The organism is Streptomyces sp. NPDC050674 (assembly GCF_040654575.1).
Classification (GTDB): Bacteria; Actinomycetota; Actinomycetes; order Streptomycetales; family Streptomycetaceae; genus Streptomyces.
Genome location: NZ_JBFAIG010000013.1, coordinates 50,256 through 65,062, shown reverse-complemented (window position 1 = coordinate 65,062; position 14,807 = coordinate 50,256). Strand labels below are relative to the sequence as shown.

The window sequence follows — 14,807 nt, the reverse complement described above, 5'->3', positions numbered from 1 at the left end:
TGCGATCAGTACGGGGATCCTCCCGGTTGTGAGGTCCCTGACAACAGGGGCGGGCGCCCTTCTTTGCCAATCCGATAAACGGAGAGCCGATTCTGTTCTACGGACGGCTACGGTCGTGGCGTCAGGGACGACAGGCTCGCGTCGAGCACTCGCCGCAGCCGCAGGCCGTCCGGCGCCACGGCGGTCACCAGCGCGGCGGGCCCGGCGAGCGGCACCACCGACGCCCCCTCCCCCAGCACTGCGGCGGTCACCGGCTCGGCCGCGAACTCGGGGCGCACGACGACCAGTTGTCCGACCGCCCGGTGTCCCGCCAGCACCGCGGGCCCGTCCCAGCCGCCCGGCGCGCCCGGTCCGCAGGACAGTTCCTGGTCGAGCACGGCCTGTCCGGCGACCCGCACGGTCAGACGGCTCGTGAGCCGCCCGGGTTGCTCACCGGCCCGCCCGAGCACCTGCTCCTCGCGCAGCACGAGCCGGGCCGTGCCGGCGAGTTCGACGCGGGTGGTGACGTACAGGTCGCTGCCCTGGGCGCAGATCAACTGCTCGGGCAGCCATCGCAGTTCCGCCTGCTCGGCGACCTCGATCCGGACGTCGTAGCGGGCCTCGCCCTTGGCCTGTCCGGGCAGCGCGATGGTGGCGGCGGCGGAACCGACGGACAGCCGCGCCCCCTCCTCCACCCGGGCCCGCACCGTGAAGTGGTCCCCGCCGAGCGGTCCGCTCATCGCACCGACCAGCATGACCCGCGCCTCGGCACCGGCGGCACGGGTGCGCCGCAGTGCCAGGGGGCCGTCGCTCTCCAGCACGGGCAGCGAGGTCCCGCCCCGTCCGTCGTCACGGGCGACGATCCGGGCGAGGGACCGCACCCCGGCGCCGGGGCCGCTCACGCCGTCCACGCGGCGAGCTGGGCACGCACCCACGCGGCGACGTCCGCCACTGCGGCCTCGCTGCGCAGCGACTGGAAGACCACCGGCAGTTCGGCGCGCTGCGCCTTGGCGTCGGCGGCCATCCGGGCCAGGTCGGAGCCGACGTACGGGGCGAGGTCGGTCTTGTTGACGACGAGCAGGTCGGCGGTGGTCACGCCCGGGCCGCCCTTGCGCGGGATGTCGTCGCCCCCGGCCACGTCGATCACGAAGATCTGCGCGTCGACGAGCCCCTTGGAGAAGGTCGCGGTGAGGTTGTCCCCGCCGGACTCCACGAGCACCAGGTCCAGCGGCCCGACCGCGTCCTCCAGGTCCTCCACCGCCTCCAGGTTCGCGGAGATGTCGTCCCGGATCGCGGTGTGCGGGCAGGCCCCCGTCTCCACGGCGGTGATCCGCTCGGGCGGCAGCACCGCCTCACGCAGCAGGAACTCGGCGTCCTCACGCGTGTAGATGTCGTTGGTGACGACGGCGAGCGACAGTTCGTCCCTGAGCGCCCGGCAGAGCGCGGCGACGGTGGCGGTCTTCCCGGATCCCACGGGGCCGCCGAGCCCGATGCGGAGTGCTCTGCGGGTGCCGTCGGGGCGGTGGGCGTCCGCACCGAGGGCGGTGGGGGTGTCGTGGTGGTGGTCGAGGTGCATGTACGGCTCCTGAGGCTCGTGGTCGGATGCGGTGGATGACGGCCGGGGGCGTTCAGACGGCCAGGCCGCACGACGGGCACAGCCCCGGGCCCCCGGGTGGGCTGCTGAGCGCCCTTAAGAGGCGAACAGGCGTACCGGCCACGCGGCATGCACCTCCGCCCCGATCTCCAGCAGCGGCGCCGACCCCGCCGGCAGGGCGTCGACCCCCTCGTCGACCACCTTCCGGGCCGCCTCCACGGCCCGGTCCACGACCCGGTCGACCTCCGGCGCCAGCCGGGCCAGCACCCGCGTCGCGTCGAACGGGTCCAGGCTCAGCAGCCGTACCGTCGCCGACGCGGGCCCGCTCACACTCTCGTACGCCGCGCAGTAGGCCGCGTCCACCGGGCCCAGCCCGGCCGCCCGGGCCGCCAGCCCGAGCACCACCGGCTGGTGCGCACCCCTGGGGAACTCCCTCCCGAGCGCGTCCAGCTCGGCGGAGGGCCAGGTCGCCCGAGCGGCCCTCATCAGTTGCCGCCCCAGTTTGCGCCCGGCCGCCCGCAGGGCGGGCGACGGTGTGCGCGCGTCGGCGGCGCGGTCCAGCGCCACGGGATCGATCCCGAGGGCCGCGGCCGCGCACAGCCCCGCCGCCGTCAGCCCCGCGGTGTGCAGCCGGCCCCGGCAGAACTCGCCCAGGCTCGCCGCCCCGCTGATCCGGCCGGCCTTGACCGCCGCCTCGGCTCCGCCGGAGTGCGCGTGTCCCCCGGCCGGGAACCGTCCGTCGGCCAGGACGAGAAGCGCCGCACGCGACATCAGACCACCCTCAGAACAGGAAGTACCGCTGGGCCATGGGGAGTTCGGCCGCGGGCGTCGCCTCGACCAGTTCCCCGTCGATGTGCACGGCGAAGCTGTCGGGATCGACCCGGACCTCGGGCCGTGCGTCGTTCTCACGCATGTCGGCCTTGGTGACGGCGCGTGTCGACTCGATCGCCACGAACCGCTTCCCGAGCCCCAGCCGCTCCGGCAGCCCGGCCTCGACGGCCAGGGGCGCCACGAAGTTGAGGGAGTTGGCGGCCGGCGCCCGCCCGATCGCCCCGTACATCGGGCGCGGCAGGATCGGCTGCGGTGTGGGGATGGAGGCGTTCGCGTCGCCCATCTGCGCGTACGCGATCTGGCCGCCCTTGATGACGAGTTGCGGCTTCACGCCGAAGAACGCCGGCTCCCACAGCACCAGGTCGGCCAGCTTGCCGCTCTCCACCGAGCCGATCTCCCGGGCCAGGCCCTGGGCGAGCGCGGGGTTGATCGTGTACTTGGCGACATAGCGACGTACCCGGTGGTTGTCGGCCCGGCCGTCACCGGGCAGGGCGCCCCGCCGCCGCTTCATCACGTGGGCGGTCTGCCAGGTGCGCATGACGACCTCGCCGACACGTCCCATGGCCTGGGAGTCGGAGGAGATGATCGAGATGGCGCCGAGGTCGTGCAGTACGTCCTCCGCCCCGATCGTGGACGGCCGGATCCGGGACTCGGCGAAGGCCAGGTCCTCCGGCACGGCCGGGTTGAGGTGGTGGCACACCATCAGCATGTCGAGGTGTTCCTCGGCGGTGTTGACGGTGAACGGCCGGGTGGGGTTCGTGGAGCTGGGCAGCACGTACGACTCGGAGACCACGGTCATGATGTCCGGCGCGTGCCCGCCGCCCGCGCCCTCGGTGTGGTAGGCGTGGATGCCCCGTCCGGCGATGGCGGCGAGGGTGTCACCGACGAACCCGGCCTCGTTGAGGGTGTCGGTGTGGATGGCGACCTGGATGCCGGTGCGGTCGGCGACGCTCAGCGCGGCGTCGATGACGGCGGGGGTCGAGCCCCAGTCCTCGTGCAGTTTCAGGCCGAGCGCGCCGCCGCGGATCTGCGACAGCATCGCCTCGTGGGAGACGGTGTTGCCCTTGCCGAGCAGCCCGATGTTGAGGGGGTGGGCCTCCATCGCCTCCAGCATCCGCGCGAGGTGCCAGGGTCCGGGGGTCACGGTGGTGGCCTTGGAGCCCTCGGCCGGTCCCGTGCCGCCGCCGACGAGGGTCGTGATGCCCGAGGAGAGCGCCTCGTCGGCGATCTGGGGGCAGATGAAGTGCACGTGGGCGTCGATCGCGCCCGCCGTGAGGATCCGCCCGTTGCCGGCGATGATCTCGGTCTCCGGGCCGATCACCAGGTCCGGGTGGACGCCGTCCATGGTGTCGGGGTTGCCGGCCTTGCCGATGCCGGTGATCCGGCCGTCGCGGATGCCGACGTCGGCCTTGACGACGCCCCAGTGGTCGATGATCACCGCGCCGGTGATGACGGTGTCGGGGGTTCCTTCCGCGCGTGTGGCGCGTGACTGGCCCATGGACTCGCGGATGACCTTGCCGCCGCCGAACACCGCCTCGTCACCGGCGAGCCCGGGGCCGCCGGAGCGGTCCTCCTCGATCTCGACCAGCAGGTCGGTGTCGGCGAGGCGGATCCGGTCGCCGGTCGTGGGGCCGAACAGGTCGGCGTACGCGGCTCGTGAGATCTCAGGCATCGAGGGCACCTCCGGTCTCCCCGCGCAGACCGGGCACCACCCGGGCCCCGGACAGCGCGACGAGTTCGACGTCGACGGGGATCCCGGGCTCGAAGCGCACGGCCGTGCCGGCGGCGACGTTCAGCCGCTTGCCGCGCGCGGCGGAGCGGTCGAACTCCAGGCCGGGGTTGGCCTCGGCGAAGTGGTAGTGGGAGCCGACCTGCACGGGCCGGTCGGCGGCGTTGAGGACGGTGAGGCGGGTGACCTCGCGTCCCTGGTTGTAGACGATCGGGTCCTCGGCGAACAGGATCTCTCCGGGAATCACGGCGCCTCCCCCTCAGACGATCGGCTCATGGACGGTGACGAGCTTGGTGCCGTCCGGGAAGGTCGCCTCGACCTGCACGTCGTGGATCATCTCCGGGATGCCCTCCATGACGTCGTCCCTGGTCAGGAGGGTGCGTCCGGAGGCCATGAGTTCCGCGACGGTCCGGCCGTCGCGTGCGCCCTCGAGGATGTGCGAGGTGATGAGCGCGACCGCCTCGGGGTGATTGAGCTTCAGCCCGCGGGCCCGGCGCCTCTCGGCCACGTCGGCCGCCACGTGGATCAGCAGTCGTTCTTGCTCGTGCGGGGTCAGTTGCACGTCCCACCTCACAGTCCTCGCTCCGGGCCGTGCGGGGCCCGGCTGCCGCGGCCACCGGGCAAAGTGCCAGGTGGCGTGGATCGGCAGGCTAGTTGGACCGCGTTTCGGGCACGTTAACCGAGCTGTGATCTCTCAGGCCGGAGCGGGCGCCTCACCCGGCATGCTCATCAGCGCCCGCAGTCCGTCGCGGAGCACCTCGACCGGGGCGGGCCCGAAGAGGGACTGCTGTGCGATGAACCCGAGCACGGCCGCGATCATCGTGCGGGCGACATGGTCCGGCGCCACGTCCGTCCGCATCATCCCGGCCTCCTGGTAGCTCTCGACGATCGTCGCCCAGGCCGCGCGCACCGAACCGTAGCCCTCTCGCAGGAGGGCCGCCAGCTCCTCGTTGCGCAGCGTCTCCGTCCACACCTGGATCACGAGCCGCGGGAAGGCCGGCCGTCCGTCGACGACCAGGGACTCGCGAGCGCTGTGCGTCCTGCCGAGGACGGAGGTGACGAGTTCGTCCGGCGGCGGGGGCGGAGTCTGCCGCGCCGCCTCCTCGAAGGCATTGCGCACCGAGCCGAGCACCTCGGCCACGATCGCGCCGATCAGCTCCTCCTTGCCGCTGAAGTAGCGGTACACGGCGCCCGCCGAGAGGTCCACCTCCTTCAGCACGTCCTGCATGGACGTGGCGTGGAAGCCGTTGCGGGCGAAGCAGAGCGCGGCGCCGTCCAGGATCTGGCGGCGGCGGGCGTCGAGATGTTCCTGAGAAACGCGAGCCATGATCCCCAACGTAAAACGAATATTCATTCTTGACAAGAGGTGACGAGCTGGAGCACGGTGAGAGCAGAGCAAAACGAACGATCCTTCTTTTTGCAGCGGCCGGCCTGCTCCGGCCCTTCCGGCTCACCTCAGGAGACCTCATGCCTTCCCGCAACCGCCAAGTGATCGCGGTCGTCGTCCTCGTGCCGGTCCTGGCGGCACTCGCCCTGTGGGCCTTCGCCTGGCCGGCCTCCCGCATCGCGCCGCGCGACCTGCCGCTGGGCGTGGCCGGACCGCCCTCCGCCGTGACCGAGGTCGAGCAGCGACTGGAGAGCCATGAGGGCGCCTTCGAGCTCCACCGCTACGCCGACGAGGCCGCCGCCCGGGACGCCGTCGAGGACCGGAGTGTGTACGGCGCGGTCGTGGTCACGCCGCAGGGCCCCGAACTGCTCACCGCGTCCGCGGCCGGGCCGGCCGTCGCGCAGTTCCTCCAGCAGGCCGTGGCCCGGCAGGCCGCCGCCGGGGGCGCACAGGTCAAGACGGTCGATGTCGTGCCCACCCCGGCCGCCGATCCGCGCGGAGGGGCGCTGAGCGCCGCGGTGCTGCCGCTCGCCCTGGCCGGGATCGCGGCGGGGGCGGTGGTCACCCTGCTGGGGCTGCGCGGCATCCGGGCCATGATCGCACTGCTCGGCGCGTCCGCCCTGGTGGGTGTGATCGCGGCCCTGATCGCGCACAGCTGGCTGGGGGTGCTCGGCGGCGACTGGTGGGCGGAGGCGTCGGTACTGGGCCTGTCCACGCTGGCCGTGGGCGGAGCCGTCGCCGGACTCGCCGCCCTGATCGGCCCCGCCGGGACGGGGATCGGCGCCGCCGTGGTGATGCTGCTCGGCAATCCCTTCTCCGGCGCCGCCTCGGCCCCGCAGATGCTGCCGGAACCGGTCGGCGCGATCGGCCAGTGGCTGCCGCCGGGCGCGGGCACGTCCCTGCTGCGCTCGGTGTCGTTCTTCGACGGCGCGGCCGGGACCGGGCCCGCCCTGACCCTGACCTGGTGGGCGGCGCTGGGCCTGGGGGCCGTCCTGCTCGGCAACACGCTCCGGACGCGGAAAGCGGGCGGCGAGTCCGCGGACGACCGACGGGAGCTGTCGGCCGTCGCCTGACCACCACCCCGGAATCGACCGTGCGTCCCCAACCGTGCCGGGCGGGGGCGCACGGTCCTGTGCCGGGCGGGGGCGCACGGTCCTGTGCCCGGCCGCGGCCAGCCTGTCCGCACAGTCCCTCCGTCCGCCCGGAGGCAGCGGGGACTCCGCGAACACGGCTCAAGCGCGGCCGGCTCCGCGGTGTTCCGCCGCGATGCCGAACCGCTGGGGTTCTCCAGGGGCGGACGCGACCTCGCGGACCGTGGAGACCGCGCTGAAGACCGACTCCTCGGCGGACTCCGGGTGCTCCTGGAGCTCGTCGAGTCGCGCAGGTCATCGGCCGAGACGAGAGCGACGAGGGGCTTGCCGTGCCGGGTGACGACGACGCGTTCGCCGTTCCACGCGATGGCGGCCGTCTACGACACGATGCGGTACGTCTCCTGCGACGTGGAGACGATCTGCCTGGGCCGGGCCGGCGCCGTCTCCTCGGTGCTGCTGGCGGGAGGAACCCCCGGCAAGCGATTCGCGTTGCCCGACGCCCGTGTGGTGATCCGTCAGCCCGCCCTGCCCGAGCCGGTCCGGGGGCAGGCGAGCGATCTGGCGATCCAGGCCGACGAGTTGACGCGCATCCGGCTCCGCATGGAGGAGATGCTCGCGCGGCACACGGGCCGCAGCCGGGAGCAGGTGAGCAGGGACATCGAACGGGAGGAGACCCTCACCGCCCAGGAAGCGGTGGAGTACGGCCTGGTGGACGGGATCATCCCCAGCCGCAAGGCCGCCCCCATCCCGCCGGCCGGACGGTGACGTCCCGGTGCTCCCGCCCGAACTGCCGCCGCTGCCCGCCCTGACACGCGCCGAGGCGGAACTGATCGACCGTTACCTCGATGTCGTCGACCTGCTGGGCCGCATCAACCCCGCACAGGACGGCGACACCTACCGCGGCCTGCGCGCCGCCCAGCCCTGGTCGGCAAGGCCACCGCCCTGCGCGACGCGCTGGCCCTGATGCACCAGCGGGGCGAGAGGGAGCTGCACGCCCGCACACTGGCCCGGGCCCTGCGGGTGCTGGACGGCGAGCGGCGCACGGCACGGCTCAGCCTCCCGCCGGAGTCCGCCAGTTGATGCGAAACCGTCGATCCCGGACGCCCGACCCGGCCGAGGGGCGTCCGGAGCTGAGTCGAAACGGACCAGATGACGTACCCCTGTTCGGAGTAGACGGAAGACCGATTTCGGGACCGCCCCAGTTGCGCAACGCGCCTGGCCACGTGACGGAATGGGGCATTCCATCGCTGGTCCGGCGCTCCACGAACCCGTGGACAGTGGCCCGAACGCACACGTGTCCACCCGAACGGGTGAGTGGTGAGTAACAACACAAAACCGTGGTTCCGTTGGGAAATCCGGACAGGCATGAGCCAAGATCCCTGTCTGACGACAAGCCCCCGCCGCTGTGGCGGGGCGATCCGGGCGGACGCCGAGTCCTGCCGCCGCCCGGATGACCGGTCGACAGGAGTGGATCGGCAGGAGTGGAGGACCCAAGCACGACGGGTCGCCGGCACGGTCACGCCATGACCGGAGCCGAGCAGCCCTTGGGGTGAAGCCGCGTCAGCGGCCGGGCAACTTCGCCAGCCCGAATCCGACAGGTCATCCTTCACAGGCGGCTGACGAAGGGTTGCGCATGACTGCGCTCAATCGTGTCCCGTCGCTCATGGCCCGGGCCGGCACGGCCTCGGCGCTCACCATCGCCGCCGTCGGCGGTTCGATAGTGGCGCCCGGCTTCGCCTCCGACGCCGCGGCAGCCACGCCGGCGACCAAGGCACTCCAGATCGCGGCCTCGAAGAAGGGTGCACCTTACAAGTACGGGGCCACCGGTCCGCACCGGTTCGACTGCTCCGGGCTCACGCTCTACTCGTTCAAGAAGGCCGGCAAGAAGCTCCCCCGCACGGCTGCCCAGCAGTACAACAAGACCCGCCACATCTCCGCCAAGAACCGCAAGGCGGGAGACCTGGTGTTCTTCCACTCGGGCAGCAACGTGTACCACGTCGGTATCTACGCGGGTAAGAACAAGCTCTGGCACTCCCCGAAGAGCGGGGACGTGGTGCGGCTCCAGAAGATCTGGACCAAGAGCGTCTGGTACGGGCGCGTGAAGTGATCCGCCCGGCGTGCGGCGGCGCCCTGACGCGCCGCCGCACGCCGGCGCTTGACAGGGCCCGCGGGGATACCGGTCACTCCATGGCCGAGCACCCTCCTCGCAATGCACGCGAGACTCCGCCGCAACGCGCCGACCGCAACTTCGTCGAGCTGCTCCAGGAACTGCGTGTCACCCAAACGGGCGTGCAGATCCTCTTCGCCTTCCTGCTCTCGCTCGCCTTCACCTCGCGCTGGTGACGCGCTGGACCGTTCCGAGGTTCTCGAAGCGTCGCGGCGGGCGTCGCGACGTTCCTGGTCTGCGTCGGCCTGTGGGGGGTGCTGCCGCGGCTGGTGCGGCGGGCAGGACTGCGGACCGGGGCGGAGGGCACCGGGGAGACCGCCGGGCAGGAGCCGGAGCGCGAGGACGTCGGCGGGATCCCCGCACCGCTGCGGCACACCGTCAGGCAGCCGTCAGGGCTCCGGGGAGCCGCAGCGCACCGGGAGGCGTCGGCACGGCAGCGGTGACGGTCGCGCGGTCCGGGGCGCGCGCGGGGGGAGCTACGGCTCCTGCCGGACCGCCGTGGTCGCCGGCCGGACCGGGACGGCCCACGGGAGCTCGATCGAGATGGTCTTGCCGCCCTCGCGGGTGGGGCGGATGCGGAGCCGGCCGCCGCACTCCGCGGTCAGCCAGCGGATGATGACCAGTCCGCGGCCGTTGTCCTGCTGCACGGCGGCCGGCAGGCGTCTGGGGAAGCGCGGGTGGCTGTCCGTGACGCCGATGCGCAGCCGTTCGTCGCGCTCGAGTGCGACGTCCACGGTGAACGTGGGCGACTGGCCGAAGGTGTGCTGGACGGCGTTGGTGGCGAGTTCGGAGACGATGAGCCGGACGGTGTCGGACACTTCCGTGCCCGCCGGCAGGCCCCACTCCGCCAGCGTGTCCACGACGTAGGAACGCGCTGCGGAGACCGAGGCGGGATCGCTCGGCAGAGTGACGGATGCTTCCAAATGGTCTGCCATGGCGACGTCGTCCCTTTCCCACGGGACCGCGGTCCGACACGGAGCGGATGGTTCGAGTACGGTCCCGGACTGGTGCTTCATCGCCAGACTGCCACCAGAACGCCCGTGAAGGACGGCGATCCACCAAGATATGCATATATCTGTCGCTCGAAGCGGTGAACTCTGCGACGCGAGACCGTATTTGGGTGGCTCGGAAGGAGTAAGGAGGAGCCCATGCAGCACGGTCCCGCGGTACGCCGCCGCAAACTGGGCGCCGAACTGCGTGCGCTGCGCACCTCTGCGGGGCTCACGAGCGGTGAGGCGGCCCGGCTGGTGGGCTGGCACCAGTCCAAGGTCAGCCGGATCGAGACGGGCACGAGCGGGGTGAAACCGGCCGATGTTCGGTTACTCCTCGACGCCTACGGCGTAGCCGACACCCAACTGCGCGACCTGCTGCTGGTGTTGGCCGGCGGCGACGCGAGCGACGGACGCCATCACTGGTGGCACGCCTACCGTGGGGTGCTGCCGCCGACCTACCGGGACTTCATCAGCCTGGAGTCGCAGGCCGGCACGATGCGCACGCTGGAGACCACGGTGGTCCCGGGCCTGCTCCAGACGCCCGAGTACGCGCGCGCGGTGACGCGGGCGGCGGTGGAGGGGCTCGCGGAGGACCGGGTCGACGCGCTGGTCGAGGTGCGCCTGGCCCGGCAGGACGTGCTGCGCGCGAACCCCCCGCTGGAACTGAGCGCCGTCCTGGACGAGGCGGTGCTGCGCCGGGAGGTGGGCGGACCCGGGGTCATGACCCGCCAGCTGGAGCGGCTGGTCGAGGCCGCCCGGCTGCCCCAAGTGCGCCTCCAGGTCCTGCCGTTCGCCGCCGGGGCGCACATCGGCGTCACCGGCCCTTTCGTTATCTTCTCATTTTCGAGCACTTCTGATCTGGATGTGGTTGTTCTCGACCACTTGACGAGTAGCCTCTACCTCGAACGGAAAGAAGACCTCCAGGCCTATACGGAGGCCTTCAACGCCCTTCAGATCCACGCCCTTTCGCCCGAGGACTCGTTGGATTTCATCGCCGGGACAGCCACCGGCGCGTAAGGAGGCACCATGCGTGCACTGCCTCGTCACGTCCCCTCAAGCAGCGAACTGCACGGTGTGCGGTGGTTGCGCAGCAGCTACAGCACCGGCGCGAACAACTGCGTCGAGACCGCGTGTCCGGACGCCCCGCCGTGGGCCGGACTGCTCGCCGTGCGCGACTCCAAGGACCCGGCCGGACCCGCGTTGCTCTTCTCGCCGGAGAGCTGGACGGCGTTCACGGCCGGGATGGACCGAATCTGACCGCGTTCGATCGATACGTCATCGTGCGACGCACGGCCGTGTCACGCCGACTCATGGCCGCGTCTCGCCGATCAGCCGTACCGCGCCTTCGATCTGCTGACCGGTCAGGTCGGCGCGAGCGGTCAGCCTGAGCCGTGAGATGCCGTCGGGCACGGAGGGAGGACGGAAACACCCCACGGCCAGGCCCGCCGCGCGGCACCGTGCCGCCCAGTTCACCGCGTCCTGCGCGGAGGGCGCGCGCACCGAGACCACCGCGGCGTCCGGACGTACGGCCTCCAGGCCCGCGGCGGTCAGGCGTGCGTGCAGTTCGGCCGCCACCGCACGGGCCCGCGCCGCCCGTTCCGGTTCCCGGCGCAGCAGCCGGAGGGCCGACAGGGCCGCCCCCGCCGCGGCCGGGGCGAGTCCGGTGTCGAAGATGAACGTCCGGGCCGCGTTGACCAGGTGCTCGACCACCCGGGCGGGGCCGAGGACGGCTCCGCCCTGGCTGCCGAGCGACTTGGACAGCGTGACCGTCGCGACGACGTCCCCGGCGCCCGCGAGTCCGGCCGCGTGCGGAGCTCCGCGGCCGCCGTCGCCCAGGACGCCCAGGCCGTGGGCGTCGTCGACGACCAGCCCGGCACCGCGTTCCCGGCATGCCTGCGCCAGCGCGGCGAGGGGGGCCGCGTCGCCGTCGACCGAGAAGACCGTGTCGGACACGGCGATCGCGGTGCCCTCGTGCGTCGACAGGGCCTTGCGCACGGCGTCGGGTTCGGCGTGCGCCACGACCTGGGTGGTGCCCCGGGCCAGTCGGCAGCCGTCGATGAGCGAGGCGTGGTTGCCCGCGTCGGAGACGATCAGCGAGCCGTGCGGCGCCAGCGCGGTGACGGCGGCGAGGTTGGCGGCGTACCCGGAGGAGAAGACGAGGGCGGCCTCGAAGCCGCAGAATTCGGCCAGTTCCCGTTCGAGTTCCGTGTGCAGTTCGGTGGTGCCGGTGACCAGCCGGGAGCCGGTCGAGCCGGCGCCCCAGGTCCGCGCGGCCCGGGCCGCGCCCTCGGTGACCTCGGGATGGCGGGCCAGCCCCAGGTAGTCGTTGCTCGCCAGGTCGAGGAGCGGTGAGGCGGCCGGACGGGGGCGCAGAGTCCGTACGAGTCCGGCGCGGGCACGCAGCTCCGCCTGCTCGTCGATCCAGCCGAACGCCATGGGTGGTCCTCCGGGGGAATTTGTAGGCAGTGCACAGACACTAGCGGGACGACCAGCAGGTCAGTGTGTGGCAATACCCACACCTCGAAGCGACTCTGTTGTACGAAGTCTCCTTTGCCCCGGGCGCCTCCGTAGGACAGGATCGGCTTCCATGGACCTGCTGAACACGCTGGTGGACAAGGGGCTTCGGCGCGAGCTGCCGACCCGCGACGAGGCACTGGCCGTCCTCGCGACGTCCGACGACGACCTGCTCGATGTGGTGGCCGCGGCCGGAAAGGTGCGGCGGCACTGGTTCGGCCGACGGGTGAAACTGAACTATCTCGTCAATCTCAAGTCCGGCCTGTGCCCCGAGGACTGCTCGTACTGTTCGCAGCGGCTGGGCTCGACGGCCGGGATTCTGAAGTACACCTGGCTGAAGCCCGACCAGGCGTCCGACGCGGCGGCGGCCGGGGTGGCCGGAGGGGCCAAGCGGGTGTGCCTGGTGGCCAGCGGGCGCGGTCCGACGGACCGGGACGTGGACCGGGTCTCCGAGACGATCAAGGCGATCAAGGAGAACAACGAGGGCGTCGAGGTGTGCGCCTGCCTCGGGCTGCTCTCCGACGGCCAGGCCGAGCGGCTGCGCGAGGCGGGCGCCGACGCCTACAACCACAACCTCAACACGTCGGAGGCGACGTACGGGGAGATCACCACGACGCACACCTACAAGGACCGCGTCGACACCGTGCACAAGGCGCACGCGGCCGGTCTGTCCGCCTGCTCCGGGCTGATCGCCGGCATGGGCGAGACGGACGAGGACCTCGTGGACGTGGTCTTCTCGCTGCGTGAGCTGGACCCGGACTCGGTTCCGGTCAACTTCCTGATCCCGTTCGAGGGCACCCCGCTCGGCAAGGAGTGGAACCTGACCCCGCAGCGGTGCCTGAGGATCCTGGCGATGACGCGGTTCGTCTGCCCGGACGTCGAGGTGCGCATCGCCGGCGGGCGCGAGGTCCATCTGCGCACCATGCAGCCGCTCGCCCTGCACCTGGCCAACTCGATCTTCCTCGGGGACTACCTCACCAGTGAGGGCCAGGCCGGCAAGGCCGATCTGGAGATGATCGCGGACGCCGGGTTCGAGGTGGAGGGAACCGGCCAGGTGACCCTTCCGGAACACCGGGCCGCCGGGGGCTGCCACGACGGGGGCGGCGTCTGCGGTTCCGGCGGCACAGGCTGCGGCTCCACCGAGGAGGAGCCGCAGGTCGCCGATGCCCGGACCGGCGCAGAACCGCGGACCGACCTGGTCGCCGTGCGCCGCCGGGGCGCCGGGACGGACCTCGCGCCCAATGCCTGAGCCGGCGGTCGCCGAGCTGCTGGAGCTCGACCGGCGGCACGTGTGGCATCCGTACGGCCCGATGCCCGGACGACAGGAACCGCTCGTCGTGGAGTCGGCGAGCGGGGTGCGGCTGCGGCTCGCCGACGGCTCGGGAGAGCTGATCGACGGGATGTCGTCCTGGTGGTCGGCGATCCACGGCTACAACCACCCGGTGCTCAACGAGGCCGCGCGCGAGCAGCTCGGGCGGATGAGCCACGTGATGTTCGGCGGGCTCACCCATGAGCCCGCCGTGCGCCTGGCGAAGCTCCTTGTCGACATGTCGCCCGATGGTCTGGAGCACGTCTTCCTCGCCGACTCCGGGTCGGTGTCGGTCGAGGTCGCGGTCAAGATGTGCCTTCAGTACTGGCGTTCGCTGGGCCGCCCCGGCAAGCAGCGGCTGCTCACCTGGCGCGGCGGCTACCACGGCGACACCTGGCAGCCGATGTCCGTGTGCGACCCCGAGGGCGGGATGCACGACCTGTGGACCGGGGTGCTGCCACGCCAGGTGTTCGCCGACCCGCCCCCCGCGGAGTACGACGAGGCGTACGCCGGGCACCTGCGGTCGCTGATCGAGCGGCACGCCGGCGAACTGGCCGCGGTGATCGTCGAACCGGTGGTGCAGGGCGCGGGCGGGATGCGGTTCCACTCCCCCGCGTATCTGCGGGTGCTGCGCGAGGCGTGCGACGCGCACGACGTGCTGCTGGTGTTCGACGAGATCGCGACCGGGTTCGGCCGTACGGGCGCGATGTTCGCGGCGGAGCACGCGGGGGTGACTCCCGACGTGATGTGCGTGGGCAAGGCGCTGACCGGCGGTTACCTGACCATGGCGGCGGCGCTGTGCACCGCGCGGGTGGCCGACGGCATCTCGCGGGGCGAGGTGCCGGTGCTCGCGCACGGCCCCACCTTCATGGGCAACCCGCTGGCGGCCGCCGTGGCCTGCGCCTCGATCGAGCTGCTGCTCGGGCAGGACTGGAAGGCGGAGGTCCAGCGGATCGAGGCGGGGCTGCGGGACGGGCTCGCGGCGGCCGCGGACCTGCCGGGGGTGAAGGACGTACGGGTCCTCGGCGCCATCGGGGTGGTGCAGCTGGACCACTCCGTGGACATGCGGGCGGCGACGGAGGCGGCCGTGCGCGAGGGCGTGTGGCTGCGGCCGTTCCGCGATCTGATCTACACCATGCCGCCGTACGTCACGGGCGACACGGACCTGGCGCGGATCGCGCGGGCCGTGTGCGCGGCGGCACGAGAGGGATGAC

At 72.2% G+C, this 14,807-nt stretch carries 15 protein-coding genes, 4 pseudogenes and 1 riboswitch; of the genes and pseudogenes, 9 read left to right on the top strand and 10 right to left on the bottom strand.

The features are described 5' to 3' along the window. Nucleotides 1–107 precede the first annotated feature (107 nt). The 7 genes from AB0I06_RS22030 to AB0I06_RS22000 all read right to left on the bottom strand — a co-directional run bounded on the left by AB0I06_RS22030 (nucleotide 108) and on the right by AB0I06_RS22000 (nucleotide 5,460). Nucleotides 108–890 (bottom strand): urease accessory protein UreD, encoded by a 783-nt coding sequence (locus AB0I06_RS22030; RefSeq protein WP_363120522.1) that lies wholly within the window; start codon nucleotides 888–890, stop codon nucleotides 108–110. Next, complete coding sequence (ureG, locus tag AB0I06_RS22025; protein WP_363120521.1) at nucleotides 878–1,555, bottom strand: urease accessory protein UreG; 678 nt, start codon at nucleotides 1,553–1,555, stop codon at nucleotides 878–880. Before ureG ends, AB0I06_RS22030 begins: the two co-directional genes overlap by 13 nt. A gap of 114 nt (nucleotides 1,556–1,669) precedes the next feature. Beyond that, a complete protein-coding gene (locus AB0I06_RS22020) occupies nucleotides 1,670–2,344 on the bottom strand; it encodes an urease accessory UreF family protein (protein WP_363120520.1) in 675 nt (224 codons plus the stop codon). 10 nt (nucleotides 2,345–2,354) lie between these two features. Continuing rightward, nucleotides 2,355–4,076 carry an urease subunit alpha gene (locus AB0I06_RS22015; RefSeq protein WP_363120519.1) on the bottom strand — a complete coding sequence of 574 codons (1,722 nt, stop codon included), beginning with the start codon at nucleotides 4,074–4,076 and terminating at the stop codon, nucleotides 2,355–2,357. Next, on the bottom strand, nucleotides 4,069–4,380 hold the full coding sequence (locus AB0I06_RS22010) for an urease subunit beta (RefSeq protein WP_363120518.1): 312 nt from the start codon (nucleotides 4,378–4,380) through the stop codon (nucleotides 4,069–4,071). Before AB0I06_RS22010 ends, AB0I06_RS22015 begins: the two co-directional genes overlap by 8 nt. A 12-nt stretch (nucleotides 4,381–4,392) precedes the next feature. Next, nucleotides 4,393–4,695: an urease subunit gamma gene (locus AB0I06_RS22005; protein ID WP_363120517.1), complete on the bottom strand. Its 303-nt coding sequence runs from the start codon at nucleotides 4,693–4,695 to the stop codon at nucleotides 4,393–4,395. A 132-nt stretch (nucleotides 4,696–4,827) separates the two neighbouring features. Then, a complete protein-coding gene (locus tag AB0I06_RS22000) occupies nucleotides 4,828–5,460 on the bottom strand; it encodes a TetR/AcrR family transcriptional regulator (RefSeq protein ID WP_363120516.1) in 633 nt (210 codons plus the stop codon). A 140-nt stretch (nucleotides 5,461–5,600) separates the two neighbouring features. Here AB0I06_RS22000 and AB0I06_RS21995 point away from each other — a divergent pair, with 140 nt between their 5' ends. Next, nucleotides 5,601–6,593 (top strand): ABC transporter permease, encoded by a 993-nt coding sequence (locus AB0I06_RS21995; protein ID WP_363120515.1) that lies wholly within the window; start codon nucleotides 5,601–5,603, stop codon nucleotides 6,591–6,593. A gap of 159 nt (nucleotides 6,594–6,752) precedes the next feature. Here AB0I06_RS21995 and AB0I06_RS21990 read toward each other — a convergent pair. Further along, a pseudogene (locus AB0I06_RS21990) lies at nucleotides 6,753–6,979 on the bottom strand (type II toxin-antitoxin system prevent-host-death family antitoxin). Between AB0I06_RS21990 and AB0I06_RS21985 the strand changes: the two are divergent. The 4 genes and pseudogenes from AB0I06_RS21985 to AB0I06_RS21970 form a co-directional block, all read left to right on the top strand. Further along, a pseudogene (locus tag AB0I06_RS21985) lies at nucleotides 6,969–7,376 on the top strand (ATP-dependent Clp protease proteolytic subunit); the annotation flags it as partial. The pseudogenes AB0I06_RS21990 and AB0I06_RS21985 overlap by 11 nt on opposite strands. 7 nt (nucleotides 7,377–7,383) lie before the next feature. Further along, nucleotides 7,384–7,691 (top strand): annotated as a pseudogene (locus tag AB0I06_RS21980) (hypothetical protein). 337 nt (nucleotides 7,692–8,028) lie between these two features. Then, nucleotides 8,029–8,241, top strand: a riboswitch (cyclic di-AMP (ydaO/yuaA leader). Between the two features lie 3 nt (nucleotides 8,242–8,244). Then, nucleotides 8,245–8,718, top strand: a complete 474-nt coding sequence (locus AB0I06_RS21975; RefSeq protein WP_362243388.1) for a C40 family peptidase — start codon at nucleotides 8,245–8,247, stop codon at nucleotides 8,716–8,718. Nucleotides 8,719–8,798: 80 nt separating this feature from the next. Further along, nucleotides 8,799–8,951: pseudogene (locus AB0I06_RS21970) on the top strand (DUF6328 family protein); the annotation flags it as partial. A 303-nt stretch (nucleotides 8,952–9,254) separates the two neighbouring features. On the opposite strand, the gene AB0I06_RS21965 reads toward AB0I06_RS21970, so the two are convergent. Further along, nucleotides 9,255–9,713: an ATP-binding protein gene (locus AB0I06_RS21965; protein ID WP_363120514.1), complete on the bottom strand. Its 459-nt coding sequence runs from the start codon at nucleotides 9,711–9,713 to the stop codon at nucleotides 9,255–9,257. Nucleotides 9,714–9,926: 213 nt separating this feature from the next. Between AB0I06_RS21965 and AB0I06_RS21960 the strand changes: the two genes are divergently transcribed. Together AB0I06_RS21960 and AB0I06_RS21955 are read left to right on the top strand one after the other, a co-directional pair. Next, nucleotides 9,927–10,787, top strand: a complete 861-nt coding sequence (locus tag AB0I06_RS21960) for a helix-turn-helix transcriptional regulator (RefSeq protein WP_363120513.1) — start codon at nucleotides 9,927–9,929, stop codon at nucleotides 10,785–10,787. Between the two features lie 9 nt (nucleotides 10,788–10,796). Then, the gene (locus tag AB0I06_RS21955; protein ID WP_363120512.1) at nucleotides 10,797–11,027 is read left to right on the top strand and encodes a DUF397 domain-containing protein; all 231 of its coding nucleotides are present in this window, start codon (nucleotides 10,797–10,799) and stop codon (nucleotides 11,025–11,027) included. Between the two features lie 51 nt (nucleotides 11,028–11,078). On the opposite strand, the gene AB0I06_RS21950 is transcribed toward AB0I06_RS21955, so the two are convergent. Next, entirely contained in the window at nucleotides 11,079–12,206 is a 1,128-nt protein-coding gene (locus AB0I06_RS21950; protein WP_363120511.1) for an 8-amino-7-oxononanoate synthase, read from the bottom strand. Between the two features lie 151 nt (nucleotides 12,207–12,357). Between AB0I06_RS21950 and bioB the strand changes: the two genes are divergently transcribed. Further along, nucleotides 12,358–13,533 carry a biotin synthase BioB gene (bioB, locus tag AB0I06_RS21945; protein WP_363120510.1) on the top strand — a complete coding sequence of 392 codons (1,176 nt, stop codon included), beginning with the start codon at nucleotides 12,358–12,360 and terminating at the stop codon, nucleotides 13,531–13,533. Then, nucleotides 13,526–14,806, top strand: a complete 1,281-nt coding sequence (locus AB0I06_RS21940; protein WP_363120509.1) for an adenosylmethionine--8-amino-7-oxononanoate transaminase — start codon at nucleotides 13,526–13,528, stop codon at nucleotides 14,804–14,806. The genes bioB and AB0I06_RS21940 overlap by 8 nt, the downstream gene beginning before the upstream one ends. Nucleotide 14,807 lies beyond the last annotated feature (1 nt).

What these genes read in the sequence shown, in the direction of transcription:
- AB0I06_RS22020 (WP_363120520.1), bottom strand. Translation starts at nt 2,344, where the DNA reads ATGTCGCGTGCGGCGCTTCTCGTCCTGGCCGACGGACGGTTCCCGGCC.
- AB0I06_RS21940 (WP_363120509.1), top strand. Translation starts at nt 13,526, where the DNA reads ATGCCTGAGCCGGCGGTCGCCGAGCTGCTGGAGCTCGACCGGCGGCAC.
- bioB (WP_363120510.1), top strand. Translation starts at nt 12,358, where the DNA reads ATGGACCTGCTGAACACGCTGGTGGACAAGGGGCTTCGGCGCGAGCTG.
- AB0I06_RS21965 (WP_363120514.1), bottom strand. Translation starts at nt 9,713, where the DNA reads ATGGCAGACCATTTGGAAGCATCCGTCACTCTGCCGAGCGATCCCGCC.
- AB0I06_RS21955 (WP_363120512.1), top strand. Translation starts at nt 10,797, where the DNA reads ATGCGTGCACTGCCTCGTCACGTCCCCTCAAGCAGCGAACTGCACGGT.
- AB0I06_RS22000 (WP_363120516.1), bottom strand. Translation starts at nt 5,460, where the DNA reads ATGGCTCGCGTTTCTCAGGAACATCTCGACGCCCGCCGCCGCCAGATC.
- AB0I06_RS21995 (WP_363120515.1), top strand. Translation starts at nt 5,601, where the DNA reads ATGCCTTCCCGCAACCGCCAAGTGATCGCGGTCGTCGTCCTCGTGCCG.
- ureG (WP_363120521.1), bottom strand. Translation starts at nt 1,555, where the DNA reads ATGCACCTCGACCACCACCACGACACCCCCACCGCCCTCGGTGCGGAC.
- AB0I06_RS22015 (WP_363120519.1), bottom strand. Translation starts at nt 4,076, where the DNA reads ATGCCTGAGATCTCACGAGCCGCGTACGCCGACCTGTTCGGCCCCACG.
- AB0I06_RS21975 (WP_362243388.1), top strand. Translation starts at nt 8,245, where the DNA reads ATGACTGCGCTCAATCGTGTCCCGTCGCTCATGGCCCGGGCCGGCACG.
- AB0I06_RS21950 (WP_363120511.1), bottom strand. Translation starts at nt 12,206, where the DNA reads ATGGCGTTCGGCTGGATCGACGAGCAGGCGGAGCTGCGTGCCCGCGCC.
- AB0I06_RS21960 (WP_363120513.1), top strand. Translation starts at nt 9,927, where the DNA reads ATGCAGCACGGTCCCGCGGTACGCCGCCGCAAACTGGGCGCCGAACTG.